The following is an 18,884-nucleotide window of genomic DNA, read 5'->3' on the forward strand; positions in this document are numbered from 1 at the left end:
GCCGGGCCGGCGCGCCGGGCGAGGCGGGAATCAGCGCGCCTGGTAGTTCGGCGGGCGCTTCTCGCGGAAGGCCCGGGTGCCCTCCTTGGCGTCCTCCGAGCCGATCACCGGCCAGCCGATCTCGTCCGACACCTTCAGCGCCTCCGGCTCCGGCATGCCCAGCGTGTCCCGGTACGTGCGCAGGATCGCCTGCACCGCGAGCGGGCCCGAGGCGGCGACGTCCGCTGCCAGCTCCAGGGCGGAGGCCAGCGCCTGGCCGTCGGGGACCACCCGGTTGACCAGCCCCATGGACAGCGACTCCGCCGCCGTGATCGCACGGCCGGTGAGGAGGAGGTCCATGGCGTGGCAGTACGGGATCTGCCGGGGAAGCCGTACGGCGCTGCCGCCCATGGGGAAGAGCGCGCGCTTGGCCTCGAACAGCCCCAGCGTGGCCGACTCCGCCACCACCCGCAGGTCCGTCCCGACCAGCAGCTCCGTGCCCCCGGCCACCGCGTAGCCCTCCACCGCGCTGATGATCGGCTTGGTGGGCGGGTCCTCCCTCAGCAGCCCCTTCCAGTGGAAGTTGGACATCTGTGCGGCTCTGGCCTGCACCTCCGGATCCGTCGACGGCTGCCCCATGGCCTTGAGGTCGGCCCCCGAGCAGAATGTGCCCTCCGCGCCCGTCAGGATCGCCACTCGGATCCCGGGCTCCGCCGACGCGTACTGCCACGCCGAGGCCAGGCCGATCAGCATGTCCGAGGAGAGCGCGTTGCGGGCCTCCGGCCGGTTCATGGTGACGATCAGGATGTGGCCGTCGCGTTCGATCCGGCAGTGGGGAGTGCTGATCGGCAGGAGCTCCACGTACGCCTCCGAAGTGTCTAATCAAGCGCTTGCTACGAACTTCCGCCCCAGGATACGCTCCCAGCAGCAAACGAGAACAGGTTCCTGTTTTGCTCGCGCCATAACTCCAAGGAGTTCAGATGGGCACGCTCGGTTTCTGGAGGCTCGCGCAGGCGGATCCCGAGTGGATCGCGGCCGTGGACCCCGACGGCACGGAGCATCGCGCGGGCGACCTGCTCGCCCGCTCCAACCGCCTCGTGCACGGGCTGCGCGCGCTCGGGCTTCAGCCGGGCGACGGCATCTGCGGCCTGGTACCGAACGGCGTGGACGGGCTCGTGCTCTACCTGGCCGCCATGCAGGCAGGCTGGTACTACACCCCGGTCAACTGGCATCTCGCCGGCCCCGAGATCGCGTACGTCGTGTCCGACAGCGAGGCCAAGGCCTTCTTCGTGCACCCGCGCTACCTCGAGGAGGGGGCCAGAGGAGCGCAGGCCATCGAGCCGCACCGCCGGTTCATCCTCGGCGAGAAGGCCGACGGCTTCCGCCAGGCGAGCGAACTCACCGATGGGCAGCCTGACACCGCCCCGGAAGGCCGTACCGCGGGCGTCACCATGCACTACACCTCAGGCACGACCGGCAAGCCGAAAGGCGTCAGACGCCAGTTGAACGGCCTGGATCCGGACGATTCCGCAGAGCTCATGACCTTCCTGCTCGGACTGTTCGGCATCACCCAGGGCCGCCCCAACGCCCACCTGATCACCTCCCCGAACTACCACACCGCGGTGACCCAGTTCGGCGGCACCGCCCTCCACATGGGGCACACGCTCGTCTACATGGACAAGTGGGACGCCGAGGAGATGCTCCGGGTCTGCGAGCGCTACCGCGTCACGAACTCCCATCTGGTCCCGACCCACTTCAAGCGGCTGCTCGCGCTCCCGGAGCAGACCCGCGCCAAGTACGACCTGTCCTCGCTCAAGTGGATGATCCACGCCGCCGCCCCCTGCCCCGTCCCGGTCAAATGGGCGATGTTCGAGTGGTGGGGCGACTGCGTGTACGAGTACTACGCGGCCACCGAGGGCGGCGGCACCCTGGCCACGCCCGAGGACTGGAAGTCACATCCGGGCACGGTCGGCAAGGCGTGGCCCATCAGCGAGCTGCTCATCGTGGACGAGCAGGGTGAGCCTGTACCGACCGGCACCGCCGGGACGATTTACATGAAGATGATGGGTGCCTCGTTCGAGTACAAGGGCGACCCCGACAAGACCGCCGCGAACCGCCTCAAGGACTACTTCACCGTAGGAGACATCGGATACCTGGACGAGGACGGCTTCCTCTACCTCTGCGACCGCAAGTCCGACCTGATCATCTCAGGAGGGGCGAACATCTACCCGGCCGAGATCGAGAACGAGCTCATGGTCCACCCGAAGGTGGCGGACGTGGCCGTGTTCGGCATCCCGGACGAGGAGTGGGGCGAGCAGATCAAGGCCGTGGTCGAGCCCGCGCCGGGGGTCGAGCCCGGTCCCGAGCTGGCCCGCGAGCTGCTCGCGTCGCTGGAGGGCCGCCTGGCCAGGATGAAGTGGCCCAGGAGCTTCGACTTCATCGCCGAGATGCCCCGAGAGCCCAACGGAAAGCTGCTCAAACGTAAGCTCCGCGCCCCGTACTGGGAGGGACACGACCGTGCCATCTGATCCGCTCGTCGCCCAGCACGTCCTGGAATTTCCCGGCGGCTACACGCGTACGACAGGTCCCGTGATCGGCCGGTTCCTGAGTGAATTACGCGGCCGGCGCATCGTGGGGGTGCGGACGAAAGAGGGCAAGGTGCTCGTGCCGCCCCTGGAGTACGACCCCGCGACGGGCGAGCCGGTGACCGGCGAGTACGTCGAGGTCGGCCCGGCGGGCACGGTCACCACCTGGGCGTGGGTGGCGGAGCCGCTCGAGAGCCACCCGCTCGACCGCCCCTTCGCCTGGGCCTTGATCAAGCTGGACGGGGCGGACACGGCGCTGGTGCACGCCGTGGACGCGGGCAACCCCAAGGCGCTGGCCGCCGGCACGCGGGTCTGGCCGGCGTGGAGCGAGCGCCCCACCGGCCACATCACCGACATTTCCCATTTCGTCCCCGAGGTCACGAAGATCGTGTCCAACGTGCGCTCCGAATACCGCCTCCAGGTCGGCGGCGCGCTACGCGTCTTCCTGGAGGGCGTCGAGCGCGGCGTCTTCCTCGGCGGACGGTGCGAGAGCTGCGACAAGGTGTACGTGCCTTACCGCCTGTCCTGTCCCGAATGCGGAAACGGCATCCCGGAAACGCTCGAACTCCCCGACACCGGCACGATCACCACGTTCGCCATCAACAACCTGCCGGATCCGCGGGCTCCGCAGGTGCCGTTCGTGTCGGCGTACATACTGCTCGACAACGCCGACATCCCCATGATCGCGCTCGTCGGGGACGTACCCGCTCACGAGGTGCGCCAGGGCATGCGGGTCAGGGCGGTCTGGGTCCCGGAGAGCGAGCGCACGGCGTCCATGGCGAACATCCGCTGGTTCGCCCCCACCGGCGAGCCCGATGTGGAGCTGTCATGAGAGATGTCGCGATCGTCGCGTTCGCCCAGACCCGGCACACCGGCCACGACACCGGGCTCACCGAGCCGGAGCTGATCCAGCCTGTGATCGACGAGGTCAAGGAGCGTACGGGGCTGAAGAGGTTCGGCTTCACCTGCTCGGGCAGCTGCGACTACCTCGCGGGCGCGCCCTTCTCGTTCGTGTCGGCCCTCGACGCGCTGGCCGCCTGGCCGCCCATCTCCGAGAGCCACGTGGAGATGGACGGCGCCTGGGCCCTGTACGAGGCGTGGGTGCGTCTCCAGCACGGCGACATCGACTCGGCCCTCGTCTACGGCTTCGGCAAGTCGTCGCTCGGCGACCTGACCACGATCATGACGATCCAGCTCGACCCGTACTACCTGGCGCCGCTCGGCCTCGACCTGCTCTCCTACGCCGCGCTCCAAGCCGGCGCGGTCGGCGCGGACAGGAAGGAGCTCGACGAGATCGTCCGCAGGAGCCGGGCGGACGGGAGGAGCAACCCGTACGCGCTCGATCTGCCCGACCCGGACGACTCGGACGGCTTCGCGGTGGAGCCGCTGAAGAAGACCGACGTGCCGCCCATCACGGACGGGGCCGCCGCGATCGTGCTCGCGGCAGGTGACCTGGCCAGGCAGCTGTGCCCGAATCCCGCCTACATCAGGGGCATCGCGCATCGCATAGAGCCCCACTACCTGGGTGTGCGCGATCTTGCCTTGTCGGCCTCCGCGGCCGATGCCGCACGAGCCGCGGGCGTCGGCAAGGCCCCCGTCGAGGTGGCCGAGCTGCACGCCCAGTTCCCGCACGAGGAGATCATCCTGCGTCGCGCGCTGGAGCTGTCCGGCGACACGGTGATCAACCCGTCCGGCGGCCCGCTGGCCGCCAACCCCGTCATGGCCACGGGCCTCATCCGCATCGGCGAGGCCGCCCGGCGCATCCTCGACGGCGACGCGAGCCGCACCGTCGGGCACGCCGCCGGCGGCCCCTGCCTGCAGCACAACCTCGTCACCGTCCTGGAGGCCTGACATGGGAAATCGCTGTGCGGTCATCGGGGTCGGGCAGACGCACTACACGACCAAGCGCAGGGACGTGTCGATCGCCGGGCTGGTCCGCGAGGCGGCGCTGCGGGCGCTGGAGGACGCCGGGCTGTCCTTCAAGGACATCGACGCCGTGGTCATCGGCAAGGCGCCCGACCTGTTCGAGGGCGTGATGATGCCGGAGGCGTACCTGGCGGACGCCCTCGGCGCGGCGGGCAAGCCGATGATGCGCGTGCACACGGCGGGCAGTGTCGGCGGCTCGACGGCGCTGGTCGGAGCCAGCCTCATCCAGGGCGGCGTGCACGACCGGGTGCTGGTGGTGGCGTTCGAGAAGCAGTCGGAGTCCAACGCGACCTGGGCGCTCTCCACGCACCTGCCGTTCAGCGCGTCACTGGTGGTGGGCGCGGGCGGCTACTTCGCGCCGCACATCCGCGAATACATGCGCAGGTCGGGCGCGCCCGGACACATCGGGACACTGGTGGCGGTCAAGGATCGGCTGAACGCCCTCAAGAACCCGTACGCGCACCTCAAGATCCCCGGCATCGACCAGAAGATGGTCGAGTCCACGCCCATGTTGTGGGAGCCGATCCGCTACCTGGAGACCTGCCCGTCCAGCGACGGCGCGTGCGCGATGATCCTGTCGTCCGAGTCCAAGGTCACCGGCACCCCAGCTTGGGTGCACGGGACGGCCATGCGCTCCGAGCCGATCTTCCGCGCCGGGCGCGACACGGTCAGCCCGCAGGGGGGCAAGGACTGCGCGGCCGACGTCTACCGCCAGGCGGGCATCGCCGACCCGCGGCGGCAGATCGACGTCGCCGAGACGTACGTGCCGTTCTCCTGGTACGAGCCGATGTGGCTGGAGAACCTGGGGTTCGCGGCGGAAGGGGAGGGATGGAAGCTCACCGAGTCGGGCGCGACGGCGCTCGACGGTGACATCCCGTGGAACGCCTCGGGCGGGGTGCTGTCGAGCAACCCGATCGGGGCATCGGGACTGATCAGGTTCGCCGAGGCCGCGCTGCAGGTGCGCGGCATGGCGGGCGAGCACCAGGTGGACGGCGCCCGCACGGCGCTCGGCCACGCGTACGGCGGGGGAGCCCAGTTCTTCGCGATGTGGATCGTCGGACGGGAGAGACCCTGATGGAGTTCAACCACGCTGACCTGTTCGAAGGGCTCGCCGACGTGATCGGGGACCGGACGGCCGCCGTCTGCGGCTCGGACCGGCGCACCTACGCCGAGCTGGAAGCCGAGGCCAACCGGCTCGCCCACTACCTCATGGACCTGGGCATCCAGCCGGGCCAGCACGTCGGGCTGCACCTCTACAACGGCATCGAGTACGTCGCGGGCCTGCTGGCCGCCCTGAAGATCAGGGCCGTGCCGATCAACGTCAACTACCGCTACGTCGAGGCCGAGCTGCTCTACCTCTACCGGGACTCCGACATCCGGGCGCTGCTCTACGACGTGGAGTTCGACGCGCGGGTGGCCGCCGTGGCCGGCCAGGCGCCGCTGCTGGAGCACCTCGTCTCGGTGGGCGGGCCGTCGTCGATCGGCACGGCGGTGCCGTACGAGACGGCGCTGGAACGCGGCAAGCCGGAACGTGGCTTCCCGCTCCGCTCGGGGCAGGACGTCTACATCATCTACACCGGCGGCACCACGGGCCTGCCCAAGGGCGCGATGTGGCACGTCGAGGACCTGTTCATGGGCTTCGGCGGCGGCAACCCGTACGGCGAGCCGCGCGCCACGCCGCAGGAGGTGATCGACGCGGCCCTCGCGTCAGGTCCCACGGTCATGATGCCCGTCGCGCCGCTGATGCACGGCGCCGCCCAGATGACCACGTTCATCGGCTGGTGGATGGGCGCGACTCTCGTGTACCTCCGCAAGTTCGACGCCGCCGAGGTGTGGCGGACGGTCGAGCGCGAGCGCGTGAACACCATGAACGTCACCGGCGACGCCATGGCCAGGCCGATGGCCGAGGCGCTGGCGGAGGGCTCCTACGACGTCTCGTCGCTGTTCGTGATCAGCTCGACCGGCGCCATCCTGTCCGGCGCCGTACGCGACCGGCTCCAGGAGTTACTTCCGAACGTCATGATCCTGGACAACTTCGGCTCCACCGAGTCCGGCTACACCGCGTCGGGCGTGGCCGGCTCCTCGCCGGAGAAGGGCCTGCGCTACCAGCCGAACTCCGTGGTCAAGTTGGCTGTGCTCGACGAGAAGGGCCGGCCCGTCGAGCCTGGCTCCGGGCAGATGGGGACCGTGGCCAGGGCGGGGCGGGTGGCGTTCGGCTACTACAACGACCCCGCGAAGACGGCCCGCACGTTCGTCACCGACGAGGAGGGGACCAGGTGGCTGCTGACCGGTGACCTGGCGACCGTGGACACCGACGGGACCGTGAACGTGTTCGGCCGGGGCTCGCAGTGCATCAACACCGGCGGGGAGAAGGTGTTCCCCGAGGAGGTCGAGGCGGTGCTCAAGGGGCATCAGTCCGTCTTCGACGCAGTGGTGACCGGGGTGCCCGACGAGCGGTGGGGGAGCAGGGTGGCCGCCGTGGTGGAGCCGCGGCCGGGCGTCGAGGTCACGGCCGAGGAGCTGGACGCACACTGCAGGACGCTGCTGTCGGGGTACAAGGTGCCTCGTTCGTACGCGTTCGTGGAGCAGATGGTGCGCTCGCCGGCGGGCAAGGCGGACTACCGGTGGGCTCGCGAGACGGTGCAGGCGCAGACGCCTGACTGACGCCCGGAGACGGGCTCGTCAGGCGGTGGGGCGCCTGACTGATGCCTGGCGGCGGCTCGTCAGGCATCAGTCAGGCGGCGTAGTTCGTCCTCGATCGCCGCCAGCTCATCGCTCTTGCCAGCCCTCTCCAGCAGCTTCAGCCTGCCCCGCAGCACGTCTCGCAGCAGGTCGGCGACGCCGTTCTGCAGGATCAGGCCGCGCAGCAGCCCGGCCGAGACCCGCAGCGCGGCGTCGGCGGCGTCGTCCCTGCCCAGCTCCTGCTGACAGAAGCCGAGCCGGGCGTGTGCCACGGCCCTGGGCAGCTCGTCCCGCGTCACCTGCGTGGCCCGGTGGAAGACAAGCCCGGCCTCCAGCGCCCGGCCCGCCTCCATGAGCGCGTCGCCCAGCATGAGCATCGCCCTGGACAGCAGCTCGCGCTGGATCGGGCTTCCCGGAGCCGTCTCCTGCTCCGCCCGGCTCCCCGAGCCGAACCGCCGCTCCACCGGCCCGAACCTCTCCAGCGCCGCAACCGCCTCCCGCAGCGGCTGGACCGCGTCGGCGGCCAGGTTCCGCATCCTGAGCGCGGAGGCCAGCGTGAGGCAGGCGCCCGCACGGCTGGTGTGCAGGGCCTGCGCGTCCATGCCCGTGGTCAGCAGCTCGTCGTAGATCGCGATGGCCTCCCTGGCCCTGGACTCGGCCTCCATGCCGCCGTCCAGGCCGAGCAGGGGCAGCAGCTCGGAGCTCTGCGCGAGGGAGTCGGCGAGGACGGCCCGGTACGTGAGGTCGTCCGGCGACCGCCTGGCCAGCGGGATCAGATCCTCGACGAGCGCGTTTGCCTCGGTGAGCTCGCCGAGCATCATGAGGCACCTGACGAGCCGCTGGGTGGCCAGCGCGTACTTGACCGTGCCCGGCTCGTGCCCGGTGACGGCGATCCTGGCGTACTCGGCGGCCTCCTCCGGCTTGGCCGCCGCGAGGAGGTCGTCGGCGATCATCGCGGCGGTCTCCCGCTTCCTGGCCGGGTCGGCGTGGAGCCGCAGGGCCTCCATGAGCTGCGCCAGCGCCTCCTGCTCCCTGCCGAACGCCCGCAGCACCTGCCCCCGCACCTGGATCGCCTGCGCCCGCACGCCGGGCGGCTCCCGGCCGGCCTCCGCGGCCCGGTCCAGCTCGGCGAGCGACCAGGTGACCGCCTCCAGCGCGGCCTGAGGGCGGTCGAGCATGGCCAGGCCGGCGCCGAGCTGCGCGTACGTGACGGCGGCGACGGCCGGGGCGTCCAGCTCGTCGCAGAGGTCGGCGGCCCGCTCGGAGTGCGCCAGGGCCTCGACCGGGCGGCCCTGTTCGAGCAGCTTGACGGCATAGAGGTTGAGGGTCTCGGCCAGCTCCCTGCCCGGCCGGCCGGAGAGGAGATGGATGGCCTGCTCCATGACGGCGAGATCGGCGTCCTCTTGCCGGGCGAGCGCGGCCAGCGCCAGTCCGAGCCGTCCTCGATGCTCGCCGGAGAAGGCGGCCAGCCCCCGGTACACCCGGACGGCCGGCTCGGCGCCCGGCACCCGCATCAGAGACCGCCCGTACAGGTCGTGCACCTCGGCGCCGCCACCGCTCAGCGGCACCTCCCGCTCCAGAGCTTCGGCGAACGCCGCCAGCGCGGGCAGCAGCTCGGCCAGATCGCCCGGGTAGGCGGCGATCTCCTCGACGAGGGTTCTGAGCGCATCCGTCCCCGGCAGTGGCCGGATGTCGAGCATCTGCCGGTACAGGGTGACTCCGGCGGCGGCTCCTTCCTCCTCCACCCGCAGCCTGGCCAGCCGGGCGAGGGCGAGGAGGTGCACGTCGACGAGGTCGGCAGGCGGCGGGTCCGGCATCGACTCGATGCCCTCGGCCAGCTTCGACCTGGCCGCGGCGGGGTCCGGCAACTCGGCCAGGCACAGCCCGTCGAGCTCCAGGCAGGTGGCGGTGAGGAGCGGGCTTGCCGCCTCGGACTCCTCCAGGGCTCGGGTGACCGATTGGCGTGCGCCCTCGATGTTCCCCCTGGTGAAGCGGATGCCGCCCTGGAGCCGCAGTGCCCCGGCGAGGGCCTGCCGGGATGCGAGCCCTTCCGACACCAGCCCGGTGTAGAGCTCGACCAGCCGGTCGGCCGCCTCCTCCGCGTCGGCAGGGCGGGCGGCGTCGGAGAGCGCGGCGATCTCCAGGATCAGCAGCTCGGCCAGCTCCGTACGGAACACGACGCTCGTCCCGGCCTGCGGCTCGTAGGACTCGATGGCGGCGCGCAGGTGGGGCATGGCCTCCTTGTGACGTCCAAGGCCCACCAGTGCCCGGCCGAGCGCCGCCGCCACCATCCCCACGGCGATCGCGTGCGGCCGCTCAGGTCCCGCGGACGGCTGCCGTGGCGTGTCCGGCACGGGATGGCGTCGCAGCAGCTCGGCCGCCTGCCTCGCGAGCACGAGCCCGTCCCCGGGCCGCCCCGCGTCCGTCCAGGCCCTGGCGAGCATGGCCTGCGCGGAGATGTAGGCGTGGATCTCCGGCGTGCCGCCGCTCTCGGCCGCGTGCCGGCACTCCGCCAGCCGCCGTTCCGCCCCGGCCACGGCCTCCTCCGGCCGCTCGGCGACCAGCGCCAGCAGCCACGGCCGCCCACCGGCGTGCCCGGCCCTCCTCTCCAGCCTGCCCGCCCGCGCCCGCGCCTCGGACGCGTGCCGCAGGTGGAAGCCGCCCTCGGCGCCCAGCACGTCGTACCGCCCGGCGGCCAGCTCCAGCTGCGCCAGGCTGTCGGCCCGTCGGCCCAGCTCATCCAGGCAGAAGCCGAGCAGCCGCCTGCCCTCGGCCTGCGCTGCCGTGTGACGCTCAGCCTGTGCCGGCGCGTACGGCTCGGGCGCCAAGCTCATGGCCTCCCGCAACGGCCCCAGCGCCTCCTCGGGCCGGTCGTCGATCAGCAGCAGCTCGCCCAGCCGGAGCAGCTGACCGGTCAGGGCGTGGCGGTACTCGTCGGGCTCCAGGGCGGCCAGGGCGCGCAGGTTCCGTACGGCCTCGGCGGCGGACCGCACGGCGGCGTCCAGGTCTTCCAGCCGGGCATGGAGCCCGGCCAGCAGCCCGGCGGCTTCCGCCAGCATCAACCGCAGGCCGGGCTCCTGGACGGCGAGGCCGCGCAGCCGTACGACGGCTTCTGAGACGGGGACCACGGCGTCGGCGGGCCTGCCGTGCTCCTCCAGCCAGGCGGCCAGGAGGCGGAGCCGGTGGGCCAGGTCCGTGTTCGTCGGAGCCACGTTATTGACGGCGGCGGTGACGGCGATGGCGAGGCAGCCGGCCAGCTCGGGCAGCGCGGCGGCATCCGCCTCCTCGAACGGCATCAACGGCCCCGGACCCGGGACGGCTGCGACCGGCGGCTGCTCCACCATGCCGGACCGGGCCATCCACGCCCGACCAGCCGTCTCGAATCCGGCCGCCGACGGTTGGCCGGTCGTCTCGGACCGAGCCGCCGACGGCCGACCAGCCATCCCGGAGCCCGCCGTTGACGGCCGACCAGCCATCCCGGAGCCCGCCGTTGACGGTTGGCCGGTCGTCCCGGAGCTCGCTGTCGACGGTTGCCCGGTCGTTCCGAAGTGGGTGGATGGTGGGTGGCCGGTCGTCCTGGACCGGGTCGTCGGCGACCGCCCGGCCGCTCCGAGTGGCGGCGCGGTGGCCGGGCCGGGGTGTGCTCGGCGTTGCGCGGCGGCGGCGAGCGCTGCGAGGTTCGCCGCGAAGCCGGCGTCGCCGCCCGCCGCCTCGAACGCCTCCACAGCCTCGTCCAGCCGCCCCACCTCCAGCAGCGCGCACGCGACGTTGTGGTGCGCCCGCGCGGCCTCCCTCGCATACCACGGGTCGTCCTCGGCAAGGATGCGGAACCTGGCCGCCGCCTCCTGCGCCGGCTTGAGCGCGGAACCGGGCTCGCCCGCCAGCAGCAGGCACGCGCCCAGGTTGAACAGCGCGTCCGCCCGCCCCGCAGCCGCCTCGTACGGGGCAGCGGCCCCGTAGATGTCCACGGCCTCCGCCGCAGCCACGACCGCCTCGCCCGCCCTCCCCACGGCCGTCAGCCGGCCGGACAGCCAGGACAGCGCCCCCGCCAGCGCCATCCGCTCACCGGTCGCCCGGCGATGTTGCACGGCCAGCTCGCCAAGAGTGACGTCCAAGGCCCGCAACCCCAGTCCCGCACCACGCCGCACCGGCGACGCACCCCACCGCATCGGGGCCGCACCCGGCCGCGCCGGCGGCTCGGCGGCCGAGCCGGTACGGGCCAGCAGGGCGGACGCGGACGCGGCGAGCGCCCGGTCGGCGGGGAACAGCGCCAGCGCGGCGTTGAGCATGTCGCCGAGCCGGGTGGCGGGGTTCGCCGCGGCCTCGGCGACGAGCTCGCCGATCCTGGACCCGATCAGCCCGCGCAGCGCCGACCTGGCCCGCTCCCCGTGGGCGGACCGCCGCAGGACGTCCAGCAGGCGCACGAGGTGCCCGGCCGTGCGAGCCTCGTGGTCGTGGATGGCGAGAACGAGCGCGTCCAGGCCGTCGGTCTCGGCCAGGAGCTGCTCGACCACCAGATCCGGTCCGAGCGGCCCACTCTGGAAAACCGTGCCCAGCCAGCGGGCCACGTTCATGGTGATCGCATGGAGCCCGCGATCACGCAGCCCCGGAACGGCCGTCAGCAGGCCGGGCAGCTCGGCAGGCGTGGGGGCGGTGAGCGTGAGCACCGCCACGGCCTGCCGCGCCGTCACGTCGTCCACGCGCTCTTCCCCCGCCGGCCACACCCGCGCCCACTGCTCGCTCTCCCGCGCCAGGAACCGGCCGAACAGCCCGCCACCTTGCAGCCGCATCGGCTCCGTGTCCGCTTCCGTGCCGCGTGAAGGGGCCTCGCGTGGAGGGGCCCCGTGTGAAGGGGCCCCGTGTGAAGGGGCCCCGTGTGAAGGGGCCGCCCGTCCGCCCTCGTCGCACAGCCGGAGCAGGGCAGCCAGGTGGACGTGGAGCGGGAGGCCGTACTCGGGGTCGTCGAGCCGGGGCGGGGCGGGAAGTGCGGCCCGGCTGGGGGCGAACGCCTTCATGGCCGCGAGCGCGTGCTCCGTACGTTCCTGCAGGGTGAGCGGCCGGGTGTTGAGCTGGACGGCCGTGGTGTTGAGCCGCCTCAGCCAGCCGCCGGCCGCCGTGTCGAGCCGCCGCCACCACTCCGCCTCGCCGGGCTCGCGGGCCAGCAGCAGGAGCCGTACGCGGGGGTTGCGCCCGTGCTTGGCCAGGTGCCGTACCAGCTCGCCCACCAGGGGCGGGGACGACTCAGGACCGTCCACCACGACCAGGGTCGGGCGTAACGCGTTCAGGGTCCGGCCGGCCAGCGGGCCTGCGGCGGAGTCCAGGCGGAGCAAGCCCGTGTCCCAGCCCGCCGCGGCCAGCTCCACGCAGAGTTCGCTCGCCAGCCGCGTCTTGCCCGTGCCGCTCCTGCCGGTCAGGATCGCGATCGACAGGGCGGCCGGCTCGGCGGCCCAGGTTCGCAGGTGCGCCAGCTCCTCGTCCCTTCCCAGGAACGGCACCACCGCGTGACGGGCCATCAGCAGCGCCCAGTCCGGGCAGTCCTGGGGCGGTTCGTCGCGGGCGGGGGTCAGGAGGTCGGCGAGCATCGCCGAGGGCTCGTCCTCCGCCACGGTCTCCAGCCGGCCGGGCGCCACGCCCGCCAGCTCGCGGAACCGTTCGTCGCCCAGCAGCGCGGTCACGGGCACGACGTCCAGGTGGTTCCTGGCGTACCCGGCCGCGATCACGCCGATGAGCTGCCCGGCCGGCTCGGCGAGCAGGGCGGCGCCCGACAGGCCCGGCCAGAGCGCGTCGGATCCCGGGCTCAGGACGCTGACCGGCAGAACCTTCGACACCGCGCTCGTGGGGGCGTCGACCAGGCCGGACACCGTCTCCGCGCCCCGGGCCCCGGTCCGCCGCTCGGCTCGCGGAAACCCGCGGGCCACGCAGCGGACCCTGAAGCGCGCACCGCGCAGTTCCTGCTGAGGGGTTGAGGGGTCCGCCACTCTGGCCCAGCGGACGTGTTCGATGCCGGGAACGCCGGCCCACGGCGAACCGGCCACGCGCAGCAGCACCGCGCCCGCCCCGCCGCGCCCTCGCCACACCGGCTCGGCCTCGGCCCACCGCCCCGACCCGGGCGTACGCACTTGACATGGAGTGCCGGGCGCCGCCACCAGCCCGGAGGTCAGCACCAGATCGGCGCCGATCGCATATCCGGAGCCGGTCGCGCCGACGAGGTCGTCGTGACCGGAGTAGACCTCGACGACCCGTTCGAGCCCGAGGCGGTGCTGTGGCGTGTCCATGGGGTCCGCCTCTTAGCTACGTCCCGACGTGCCGTCCCCTCGATCTGATCTCACTATCGCACTATGGCCGGGAAATTTCCCGCCTTGTCATGCCTTCTCAGTCGTGAGCCACGCCGCCAGCCCGAGGTAGACGAGCCCGCTCCCCACGTCGAGGCGCCGGCGCGCGCGGGCCGACCTGCGTACCCGGCCGGCCAGCGCCGACGAGAGCATCGCGTACGCGCCGTCGGAGGCGATTCCGAGCACCAGCCACAGCACCCCGAGCAGCAGGATCTGCGGCCCGACCGGCCCCAAGTCCGGGTCGGTGAACTGCGGCAGGAACGCCAGGAAGAAGATGGCGGTCTTGGGATTGAGCACGTTCACCACGAACCCTTCCCAGAACAGCCGCCGCTTCGACTGCACCGGCAACTCGACCGGTTCCTCGCTTTCGTCCCGTCGCATCAGCTTGCGTACGCCGAGCCAGAGCAGGTACGCCACGCCCACGTACTTCACGATGGTGAACGCCGTGGCCGAGGCCGCGAGCAGCGCGCTGATGCCCAGCGCCGCGGCGGCGATGTGGATCAGCGAGCCCGTGTGCACCCCGAGCACGGAGATCAGGCCCGCGCCGCGGCCCTGGGAGACGCTCCGGGTGACGATGTAGAGGACCGCCGGTCCGGGGACCACGAGCAGGCCGAGGGTGGCCGCGCAGAAGAGGGCGAGTGTCGAGATGTCCGGCATGAGGCCATCGTAGGAGCGGCGTCAAAGGCTTTCTTGTAGGGCGGTCAGCAACGCCTCCGTGGCCGGCGGGTGGGGCGGCTCGCCGTAGACCGCGGCGTACACGTGCCTGGTCGAGCCGGGCACCTCCGCCACCTGCACGTCGGGGTGGCGGTGGGCCTGCAGCGCGAGCCCGGGCAGCATGGTCAGCCCCAGACCGGCCGCCACGAGAGCCTGGACGGCCACGATGTCGTCGCTGGTGAACGAGATCCGCGGCACGAACCCCGCCTTCTCGCATATGTCCAGCAAATGGCTCCTGCACCGGTCGCAGCCCGCGATCCAGGCCGACTCCGCGTGGTCGGCCAGCTCGCCCGCCGGGCCGCTGGACACCAGGTAACTGGGGTCGTCGAAGAGGTGGATCATGCGGATGCCGTTGTCCTCGGGCGCGGTGTCGTCGTACCGGAAGATGACGGCCACGTCCACCCGCCCGGAGCGCAGCAGCCTGAGCGCCTCCGGCGGCTCGATCTCGGTGAGCTGCAGGCGCAGCCCCGGGTGCGCGGCGGACAGCAGCCCCGCCGCCCTCGGGATGAACGTGCCCAGCGCCGAGGGGAAGGCGGCCAGCCGGACACGACCCTCACGCAGCCCCACGTGCGCGGCGAGCTCCTCGGCGGTGGCGTCGAGCCGGCCGATGATCTCCACGGCCCGCTCGGCGAGCAGCCGGCCCGCATCCGTGAGCCTGATGCCGCGCCCGACCCGCTGGACGAGCCGGGCCCCGGTCTCCGCCTCCAGGCGGGCCAGGTGGTGGCTGACCGAGGGCTGCGAGTAGTGGAGCTCCTTGGCGGCGGCGGTCAGCGAACCCGTGCGGGCGACCGCGACGAGAACGCGAAGGCGCACGACATCAAGCATTCATCAATCGTATCTATGGGTTGGGCAGAGAAGTTCTGTTGGACCTATCGGTTCCGGTGTAGCACCGTGGAAGGGGAAGGAAGATTGGCGACTTTCCCTAAGGGGACCCCATGGATACGGCCTTCACCGCCGTCAGGCCCGGGCTGGATGCGCTCGTGTCCGGCATCTCGGACATCGTGGCCCGCCGGCTCGGCCTCGGCGAGACCGCGTTCGCCGTCGCCGACCTGCTCCGGGCCCGGCTCCCCGGGCTCGACATCCTCACGCCGCGCGAACGCGAGGGCTCGCCCGACGGGTACGTCTCCCGCCCCCTCTACAGCCAGGACGACTTCTCCATCGTGAGCGTCGTGTGGCGCCCCGGCCAGGAGACGCCGATCCATGACCACGTGTCATGGTGCACGTTCGGCATCATCAGCGGCATCGAGTACGAGACCCTCTACCGCGACATGGGCGACCATCTGGTGGAGATCGGGCGGACCGCCAACGGGCCAGGCGAGGTCAGCGGGTTCGCGCCGCCCGGCGACATCCACAAGGTCCGCAACACCAGCGGCGAGGTGGGGGTGTCGATTCACGTGTACGGGGCGGATGTGGCCAAGCTGGGCAGCAGCGTACGCCGCGTCTACGACCTGCCGGTGCGGTAGCCAGCCGTTCCACTGGTCCGGCGATGAGTTTCCCCCTCCTGGGCGGTCCGTACAGGCGAGAGCCGTACGGAAGGAGCGACCATGGAACCCACCGCTGAGCTGGACGCCCGCTTCAGCGCCGAGAACGCCACGCCCACGCCCTGGCGCGAGGCCCGCGACCAGCTCGAACGCGCGGAGACGTACTGGCTGAGCACCGTGCGCGCCGACGGCCGCCCGCACGTCACGACGCTGATAGCCGTATGGCAGGACGGCGCGCTCCACTTCACGACGGGAGCGGAGGAGCAGAAGGCCAGGAACCTCGAATCCAACCGCAACTGCGCCCTCACCACCGGCGTCAGCTCGATGAGCGGCGGGCTGGATCTGGTGGTGGAGGGCGTCGCCGAGCGGGTCACTGACCCCGGCAGGCTCAAGCGGCTGGCCGACGCCTGGGAGGCCAAGTACGGGCCGGAGTGGCACTTCGAGGTCGGCGACGGCGTGTTCGTGAACGTCGCGCAGGGGGAGGCCCTGGTGTTCGAGGTGGCGCCGCCGAAGGTGCTGGGCTTCCGCAAGGGCGAGTTCAGCCAGACGCGCTGGCGCTTCCGCTGATCCACAAGGCCGTTGGTGCACCGGCACTACTGATCCAGTCCGAGCTGGTGGCGCATGGCCACCGCGTCCCTCATGGCCCAGTGCTCGACGATCCTGCCGTCCCGTACGCGGATCATGTCCATGCTGCGCACCTCGTACCGGCGGCCTGAGGCCGTGTGGGTGCCGCGGCTGAGGTAGACGTTGGCCGACAGGTCATCGGTGGAGACGTTCTGCTCCACCGTCACGGACACGTCGTGGAAGCCCGTCGCGCCGGCAAAGGCCCGCTCCCACTTGTCCTTCCACGCGGCCAGGCCGTGGTGGTCGCCGTCCGTGCCGCCCCGGTGGTCGATCACGTCGGGGTCGATGAGCGCCAGCCCCTCGTCCATCCGCCCGGCCTCGTACAGCTCGATGATGCGCCGATGCACCTCGCCCGCCGTCATCATGCCGCCCCTCCCGTCGCTAAGTGGGGAGTTCCCCGATTACTGCGTGCGGCTAGACTAATCGGGGAACTCCCCACTTAGCAAGGAGACCGATGAGACCGAGGCCCCGCCGGGCGGACGCGCAGCGCAACTACGACCAGCTGCTGGCCGCGGCCGCGCAGGTCTTCGCCGAACGCGGTACCGACGCGCCGCTCGACGACGTGGCCCGCCGCGCCGGGGTCGGGAACGCCACCATGTACCGGCATTTCCCCACCCGTACGGACCTGCTGGTCGCGGTCTACGCCGACGAGGTCGCCCAGCTGTGCACGAGCGGCCAGACCCTGCTCACTGCCGAGCCGCCCGGCGAGGCGCTGCACGAATGGCTGCGGCTCTTCATGGACCACATCACCACGAAGCGCGACCTGGCCCTGTCGGTCACCGACGACCAGGGCGGCTCCACGCTCGTGGCGGAATGGCACGCTTCCATGCTCGCCACCGCCTCGGCCCTGCTGGACGCGGCCAAGCAGGCGGGCGCCGTCCGCGCCGGCCTCGACGTGCGCGACCTGCTGACCCTGGTCAAGGGCATCGCCCTGGCCGCCTCGGACCGCGCGCAGGCCGACCGCCTGCTGAGCCTGATCGACTACGGCACCTGACCCGGCTCGTCCACGATCCCGGAGCCGAGCACGGACATGGACACGGTCTGATCGCTGTTCACGATCTTCATCCCGAGATAGTGGTAATCGCCGGGATCGAGGATGTAGTACGCCTTGCCTGATTCCCCGGTATCGAGCACGACACCGATCCCGCTGCGCCCGTCCCCGTCCGTGACGTTCTCCTCGACCGCCACGTTCGGGATCATCGCCAGCGCCCGGTACATCGCCGCGGCCGTGTCCGGCGGGATCATGGGCCCGAACTTCATGTACCACCCGATCGCACCGAACACCTTGACGCTGTCCGCGATCTCCGGTGGGCAGTGCGGCTGGCAGATCGACAGCGGGGCCCGCTCCTGCTTGAGATCGCGGAAGTGCCGCAGCAGCGCGCCGGGATCGGCCGGCAGGCTCTCGATCTCCTCCTGGGTACGCCCGGCGTGCGTGGGCCCCTTCTCGGCCTTGCCGACCCGGAGCCTGCCCTTCACCCGTACCGCATCCTTGGTCCCGTCCATCTTGCTCCAGTGCTCGAACGTCGGCAGGTCCCCACCCAGGTGCTGTGTCTCCTTGAGGTAGAACCACTGGTCGGGCCGGATCTCGACGGCCTTGCTCCGGCCGGCGACCAGCGCCGCGCTTTCCAGCACCGTCGCCGCATTACGTGTCTTCACCGCGAGGGTTCGGGCGTGCGGCGCCTCGCCGTCTCTGGCCTGGATCACACCCACCGCCGCGACGGCCAGCGCCCCGGCTCCCGCCAGCGCCAGCCCCATCCGCATCCGGTACGCGCGCCGCGGGCGCCGCACCCGCGACCCCGCCCGGATCTCGGCCAGCCTGCGCTCCACTCCCGACAGGTCGGGTTGCGCGGGCACCTCGTCGCGCATCTTCCTGAGCAGCTCGATCTCGTTCACCATTCGCTACCCCTCATCCGCGGTGGTCGGGTCGATGTCAGCGAGCGCCCTGCGTAATTTGCCCCGAGCCCGGTTGACCCGCGACCGCACGGTCCCGACGGGCACGCCGAGCGCCGTCGCGGCCTCCTCGTACGTCAACTCCGTCCACGCCACCAGCAGCAACGTGTCCCGATGCTTCCGGGACAGCCCGGCCAACGCCTTCGCCAGCCGCCTGCGCGCCCCGTCCGCGCTCACCCGTTGCTCGACCTCGTCCGTGAACGGCTCGATCACCGAGTCGGCTCCTGTGCGGCTCAGTGCCTTGTAAAGGCCGATCTCGCGGCGACGGTGCCGCCCGATGAGGTTGGTCGCTATGCCGTACAGCCACGAGCGCTCGTCGCCCCGGCTCACGTCGTACGACTCCAGCCGCTGCAGCGCCACCGCGAACGTCTCGGCCACGATGTCGTCCGCCGGCTCCACGCCCAGGCGGCGCACGACGTACCGCTTGAGCTCGGGAGCGTGGAGCGTGAACAGGGTGGCGAACCGCTCGGACGCACGCCGGGACGGCGCGACCGCCGCGTCCCCGCCGCCCGCGCCGAGGACGTCGGGCCGCGACAACGCGTCCGCCCGGCTCTCGTGTCGCATCTGTTGCCTCTCGGGTGTCTCCTGTCATGACACGAGTAATTGCCGTG

General features: G+C 71.8%; 15 protein-coding genes. 8 read left to right on the forward strand and 7 right to left on the reverse strand.

Annotation, left to right across the window (positions count from 1 at the left end; translation table 11 throughout):
- Positions 1 to 30: 30 nt before the first annotated feature.
- The gene (locus ACIBVN_RS31410) at positions 31 to 840 is read right to left on the reverse strand and encodes a crotonase/enoyl-CoA hydratase family protein (protein ID WP_397142528.1); all 810 of its coding nucleotides are present in this window, start codon (positions 838 to 840) and stop codon (positions 31 to 33) included.
- A gap of 119 nt (positions 841 to 959) precedes the next feature.
- On the opposite strand from ACIBVN_RS31410, the gene ACIBVN_RS31415 reads away from it, so the two are divergent.
- Genes ACIBVN_RS31415 through ACIBVN_RS31435 form a run of 5 tightly spaced genes read left to right on the forward strand, consistent with a single transcriptional unit; the run spans position 960 to position 7,154 of the window.
- Complete coding sequence (locus tag ACIBVN_RS31415; RefSeq protein WP_397142530.1) at positions 960 to 2,507, forward strand: acyl-CoA synthetase; 1,548 nt, start codon at positions 960 to 962, stop codon at positions 2,505 to 2,507.
- Positions 2,497 to 3,396, forward strand: coding sequence for a Zn-ribbon domain-containing OB-fold protein (locus tag ACIBVN_RS31420; protein ID WP_397142531.1), 900 nt, complete (start codon positions 2,497 to 2,499; stop codon positions 3,394 to 3,396). Before ACIBVN_RS31415 ends, ACIBVN_RS31420 begins: the two co-directional genes overlap by 11 nt.
- On the forward strand, positions 3,393 to 4,415 hold the full coding sequence (locus ACIBVN_RS31425; protein WP_397142533.1) for a thiolase domain-containing protein: 1,023 nt from the start codon (positions 3,393 to 3,395) through the stop codon (positions 4,413 to 4,415). Before ACIBVN_RS31420 ends, ACIBVN_RS31425 begins: the two co-directional genes overlap by 4 nt.
- A 1-nt stretch (position 4,416) precedes the next feature.
- Complete coding sequence (locus tag ACIBVN_RS31430) at positions 4,417 to 5,565, forward strand: thiolase domain-containing protein (RefSeq protein WP_397142535.1); 1,149 nt, start codon at positions 4,417 to 4,419, stop codon at positions 5,563 to 5,565.
- On the forward strand, positions 5,565 to 7,154 hold the full coding sequence (locus ACIBVN_RS31435) for an acyl-CoA synthetase (RefSeq protein ID WP_397142536.1): 1,590 nt from the start codon (positions 5,565 to 5,567) through the stop codon (positions 7,152 to 7,154). Before ACIBVN_RS31430 ends, ACIBVN_RS31435 begins: the two co-directional genes overlap by 1 nt.
- 59 nt (positions 7,155 to 7,213) lie before the next feature.
- Here ACIBVN_RS31435 and ACIBVN_RS31440 read toward each other — a convergent pair whose 3' ends face one another.
- The 3 genes from ACIBVN_RS31440 to ACIBVN_RS31450 all read right to left on the reverse strand — a co-directional run bounded on the left by ACIBVN_RS31440 (position 7,214) and on the right by ACIBVN_RS31450 (position 15,043).
- The gene (locus ACIBVN_RS31440) at positions 7,214 to 13,447 is read right to left on the reverse strand and encodes a hypothetical protein (protein ID WP_397142538.1); all 6,234 of its coding nucleotides are present in this window, start codon (positions 13,445 to 13,447) and stop codon (positions 7,214 to 7,216) included.
- Between the two features lie 87 nt (positions 13,448 to 13,534).
- Positions 13,535 to 14,161, reverse strand: coding sequence for a LysE family translocator (locus ACIBVN_RS31445; RefSeq protein WP_397142539.1), 627 nt, complete (start codon positions 14,159 to 14,161; stop codon positions 13,535 to 13,537).
- Between the two features lie 21 nt (positions 14,162 to 14,182).
- A complete protein-coding gene (locus tag ACIBVN_RS31450) occupies positions 14,183 to 15,043 on the reverse strand; it encodes a LysR family transcriptional regulator (protein WP_397142541.1) in 861 nt (286 codons plus the stop codon).
- Between the two features lie 110 nt (positions 15,044 to 15,153).
- Here ACIBVN_RS31450 and ACIBVN_RS31455 point away from each other — a divergent pair, with 110 nt between their 5' ends.
- Both ACIBVN_RS31455 and ACIBVN_RS31460 read left to right on the forward strand, forming a co-directional pair.
- The gene (locus ACIBVN_RS31455) at positions 15,154 to 15,681 is read left to right on the forward strand and encodes a cysteine dioxygenase (protein WP_397142543.1); all 528 of its coding nucleotides are present in this window, start codon (positions 15,154 to 15,156) and stop codon (positions 15,679 to 15,681) included.
- A gap of 81 nt (positions 15,682 to 15,762) precedes the next feature.
- The gene (locus tag ACIBVN_RS31460) at positions 15,763 to 16,266 is read left to right on the forward strand and encodes a pyridoxamine 5'-phosphate oxidase family protein (RefSeq protein ID WP_397142545.1); all 504 of its coding nucleotides are present in this window, start codon (positions 15,763 to 15,765) and stop codon (positions 16,264 to 16,266) included.
- Between the two features lie 26 nt (positions 16,267 to 16,292).
- On the opposite strand, the gene ACIBVN_RS31465 is transcribed toward ACIBVN_RS31460, so the two are convergent.
- A complete protein-coding gene (locus ACIBVN_RS31465; RefSeq protein ID WP_397142547.1) occupies positions 16,293 to 16,688 on the reverse strand; it encodes an ester cyclase in 396 nt (131 codons plus the stop codon).
- An 89-nt stretch (positions 16,689 to 16,777) separates the two neighbouring features.
- Between ACIBVN_RS31465 and ACIBVN_RS31470 the strand changes: the two genes are divergently transcribed.
- Entirely contained in the window at positions 16,778 to 17,317 is a 540-nt protein-coding gene (locus ACIBVN_RS31470; protein ID WP_397142549.1) for a TetR/AcrR family transcriptional regulator, read from the forward strand.
- Here ACIBVN_RS31470 and ACIBVN_RS31475 read toward each other — a convergent pair.
- A complete protein-coding gene (locus ACIBVN_RS31475; RefSeq protein WP_397142551.1) occupies positions 17,305 to 18,219 on the reverse strand; it encodes a CU044_5270 family protein in 915 nt (304 codons plus the stop codon). The two genes, ACIBVN_RS31470 and ACIBVN_RS31475, sit on opposite strands and share 13 nt — an antisense overlap.
- A gap of 3 nt (positions 18,220 to 18,222) precedes the next feature.
- Entirely contained in the window at positions 18,223 to 18,837 is a 615-nt protein-coding gene (locus tag ACIBVN_RS31480; RefSeq protein WP_397142553.1) for an RNA polymerase sigma factor, read from the reverse strand.
- Positions 18,838 to 18,884: the final 47 nt, after the last annotated feature.

The sequence above is a fragment of the Nonomuraea sp. NPDC049400 genome (assembly GCF_044466425.1).
Taxonomy (GTDB): Bacteria; Actinomycetota; Actinomycetes; order Streptosporangiales; family Streptosporangiaceae; genus Nonomuraea.

Coding starts and splice junctions, on each gene's coding strand:
- ACIBVN_RS31415 (WP_397142530.1), top strand. CDS start 960: ATGGGCACGCTCGGTTTCTGGAGGCTCGCGCAGGCGGATCCCGAGTGG.
- ACIBVN_RS31425 (WP_397142533.1), top strand. CDS start 3,393: ATGAGAGATGTCGCGATCGTCGCGTTCGCCCAGACCCGGCACACCGGC.
- ACIBVN_RS31430 (WP_397142535.1), top strand. CDS start 4,417: ATGGGAAATCGCTGTGCGGTCATCGGGGTCGGGCAGACGCACTACACG.
- ACIBVN_RS31435 (WP_397142536.1), top strand. CDS start 5,565: ATGGAGTTCAACCACGCTGACCTGTTCGAAGGGCTCGCCGACGTGATC.
- ACIBVN_RS31440 (WP_397142538.1), bottom strand. CDS start 13,447: ATGGACACGCCACAGCACCGCCTCGGGCTCGAACGGGTCGTCGAGGTC.
- ACIBVN_RS31445 (WP_397142539.1), bottom strand. CDS start 14,161: ATGCCGGACATCTCGACACTCGCCCTCTTCTGCGCGGCCACCCTCGGC.
- ACIBVN_RS31450 (WP_397142541.1), bottom strand. CDS start 15,043: ATGCTTGATGTCGTGCGCCTTCGCGTTCTCGTCGCGGTCGCCCGCACG.
- ACIBVN_RS31455 (WP_397142543.1), top strand. CDS start 15,154: ATGGATACGGCCTTCACCGCCGTCAGGCCCGGGCTGGATGCGCTCGTG.
- ACIBVN_RS31460 (WP_397142545.1), top strand. CDS start 15,763: ATGGAACCCACCGCTGAGCTGGACGCCCGCTTCAGCGCCGAGAACGCC.
- ACIBVN_RS31465 (WP_397142547.1), bottom strand. CDS start 16,688: ATGATGACGGCGGGCGAGGTGCATCGGCGCATCATCGAGCTGTACGAG.
- ACIBVN_RS31470 (WP_397142549.1), top strand. CDS start 16,778: ATGAGACCGAGGCCCCGCCGGGCGGACGCGCAGCGCAACTACGACCAG.
- ACIBVN_RS31475 (WP_397142551.1), bottom strand. CDS start 18,219: ATGGTGAACGAGATCGAGCTGCTCAGGAAGATGCGCGACGAGGTGCCC.
- ACIBVN_RS31480 (WP_397142553.1), bottom strand. CDS start 18,837: ATGCGACACGAGAGCCGGGCGGACGCGTTGTCGCGGCCCGACGTCCTC.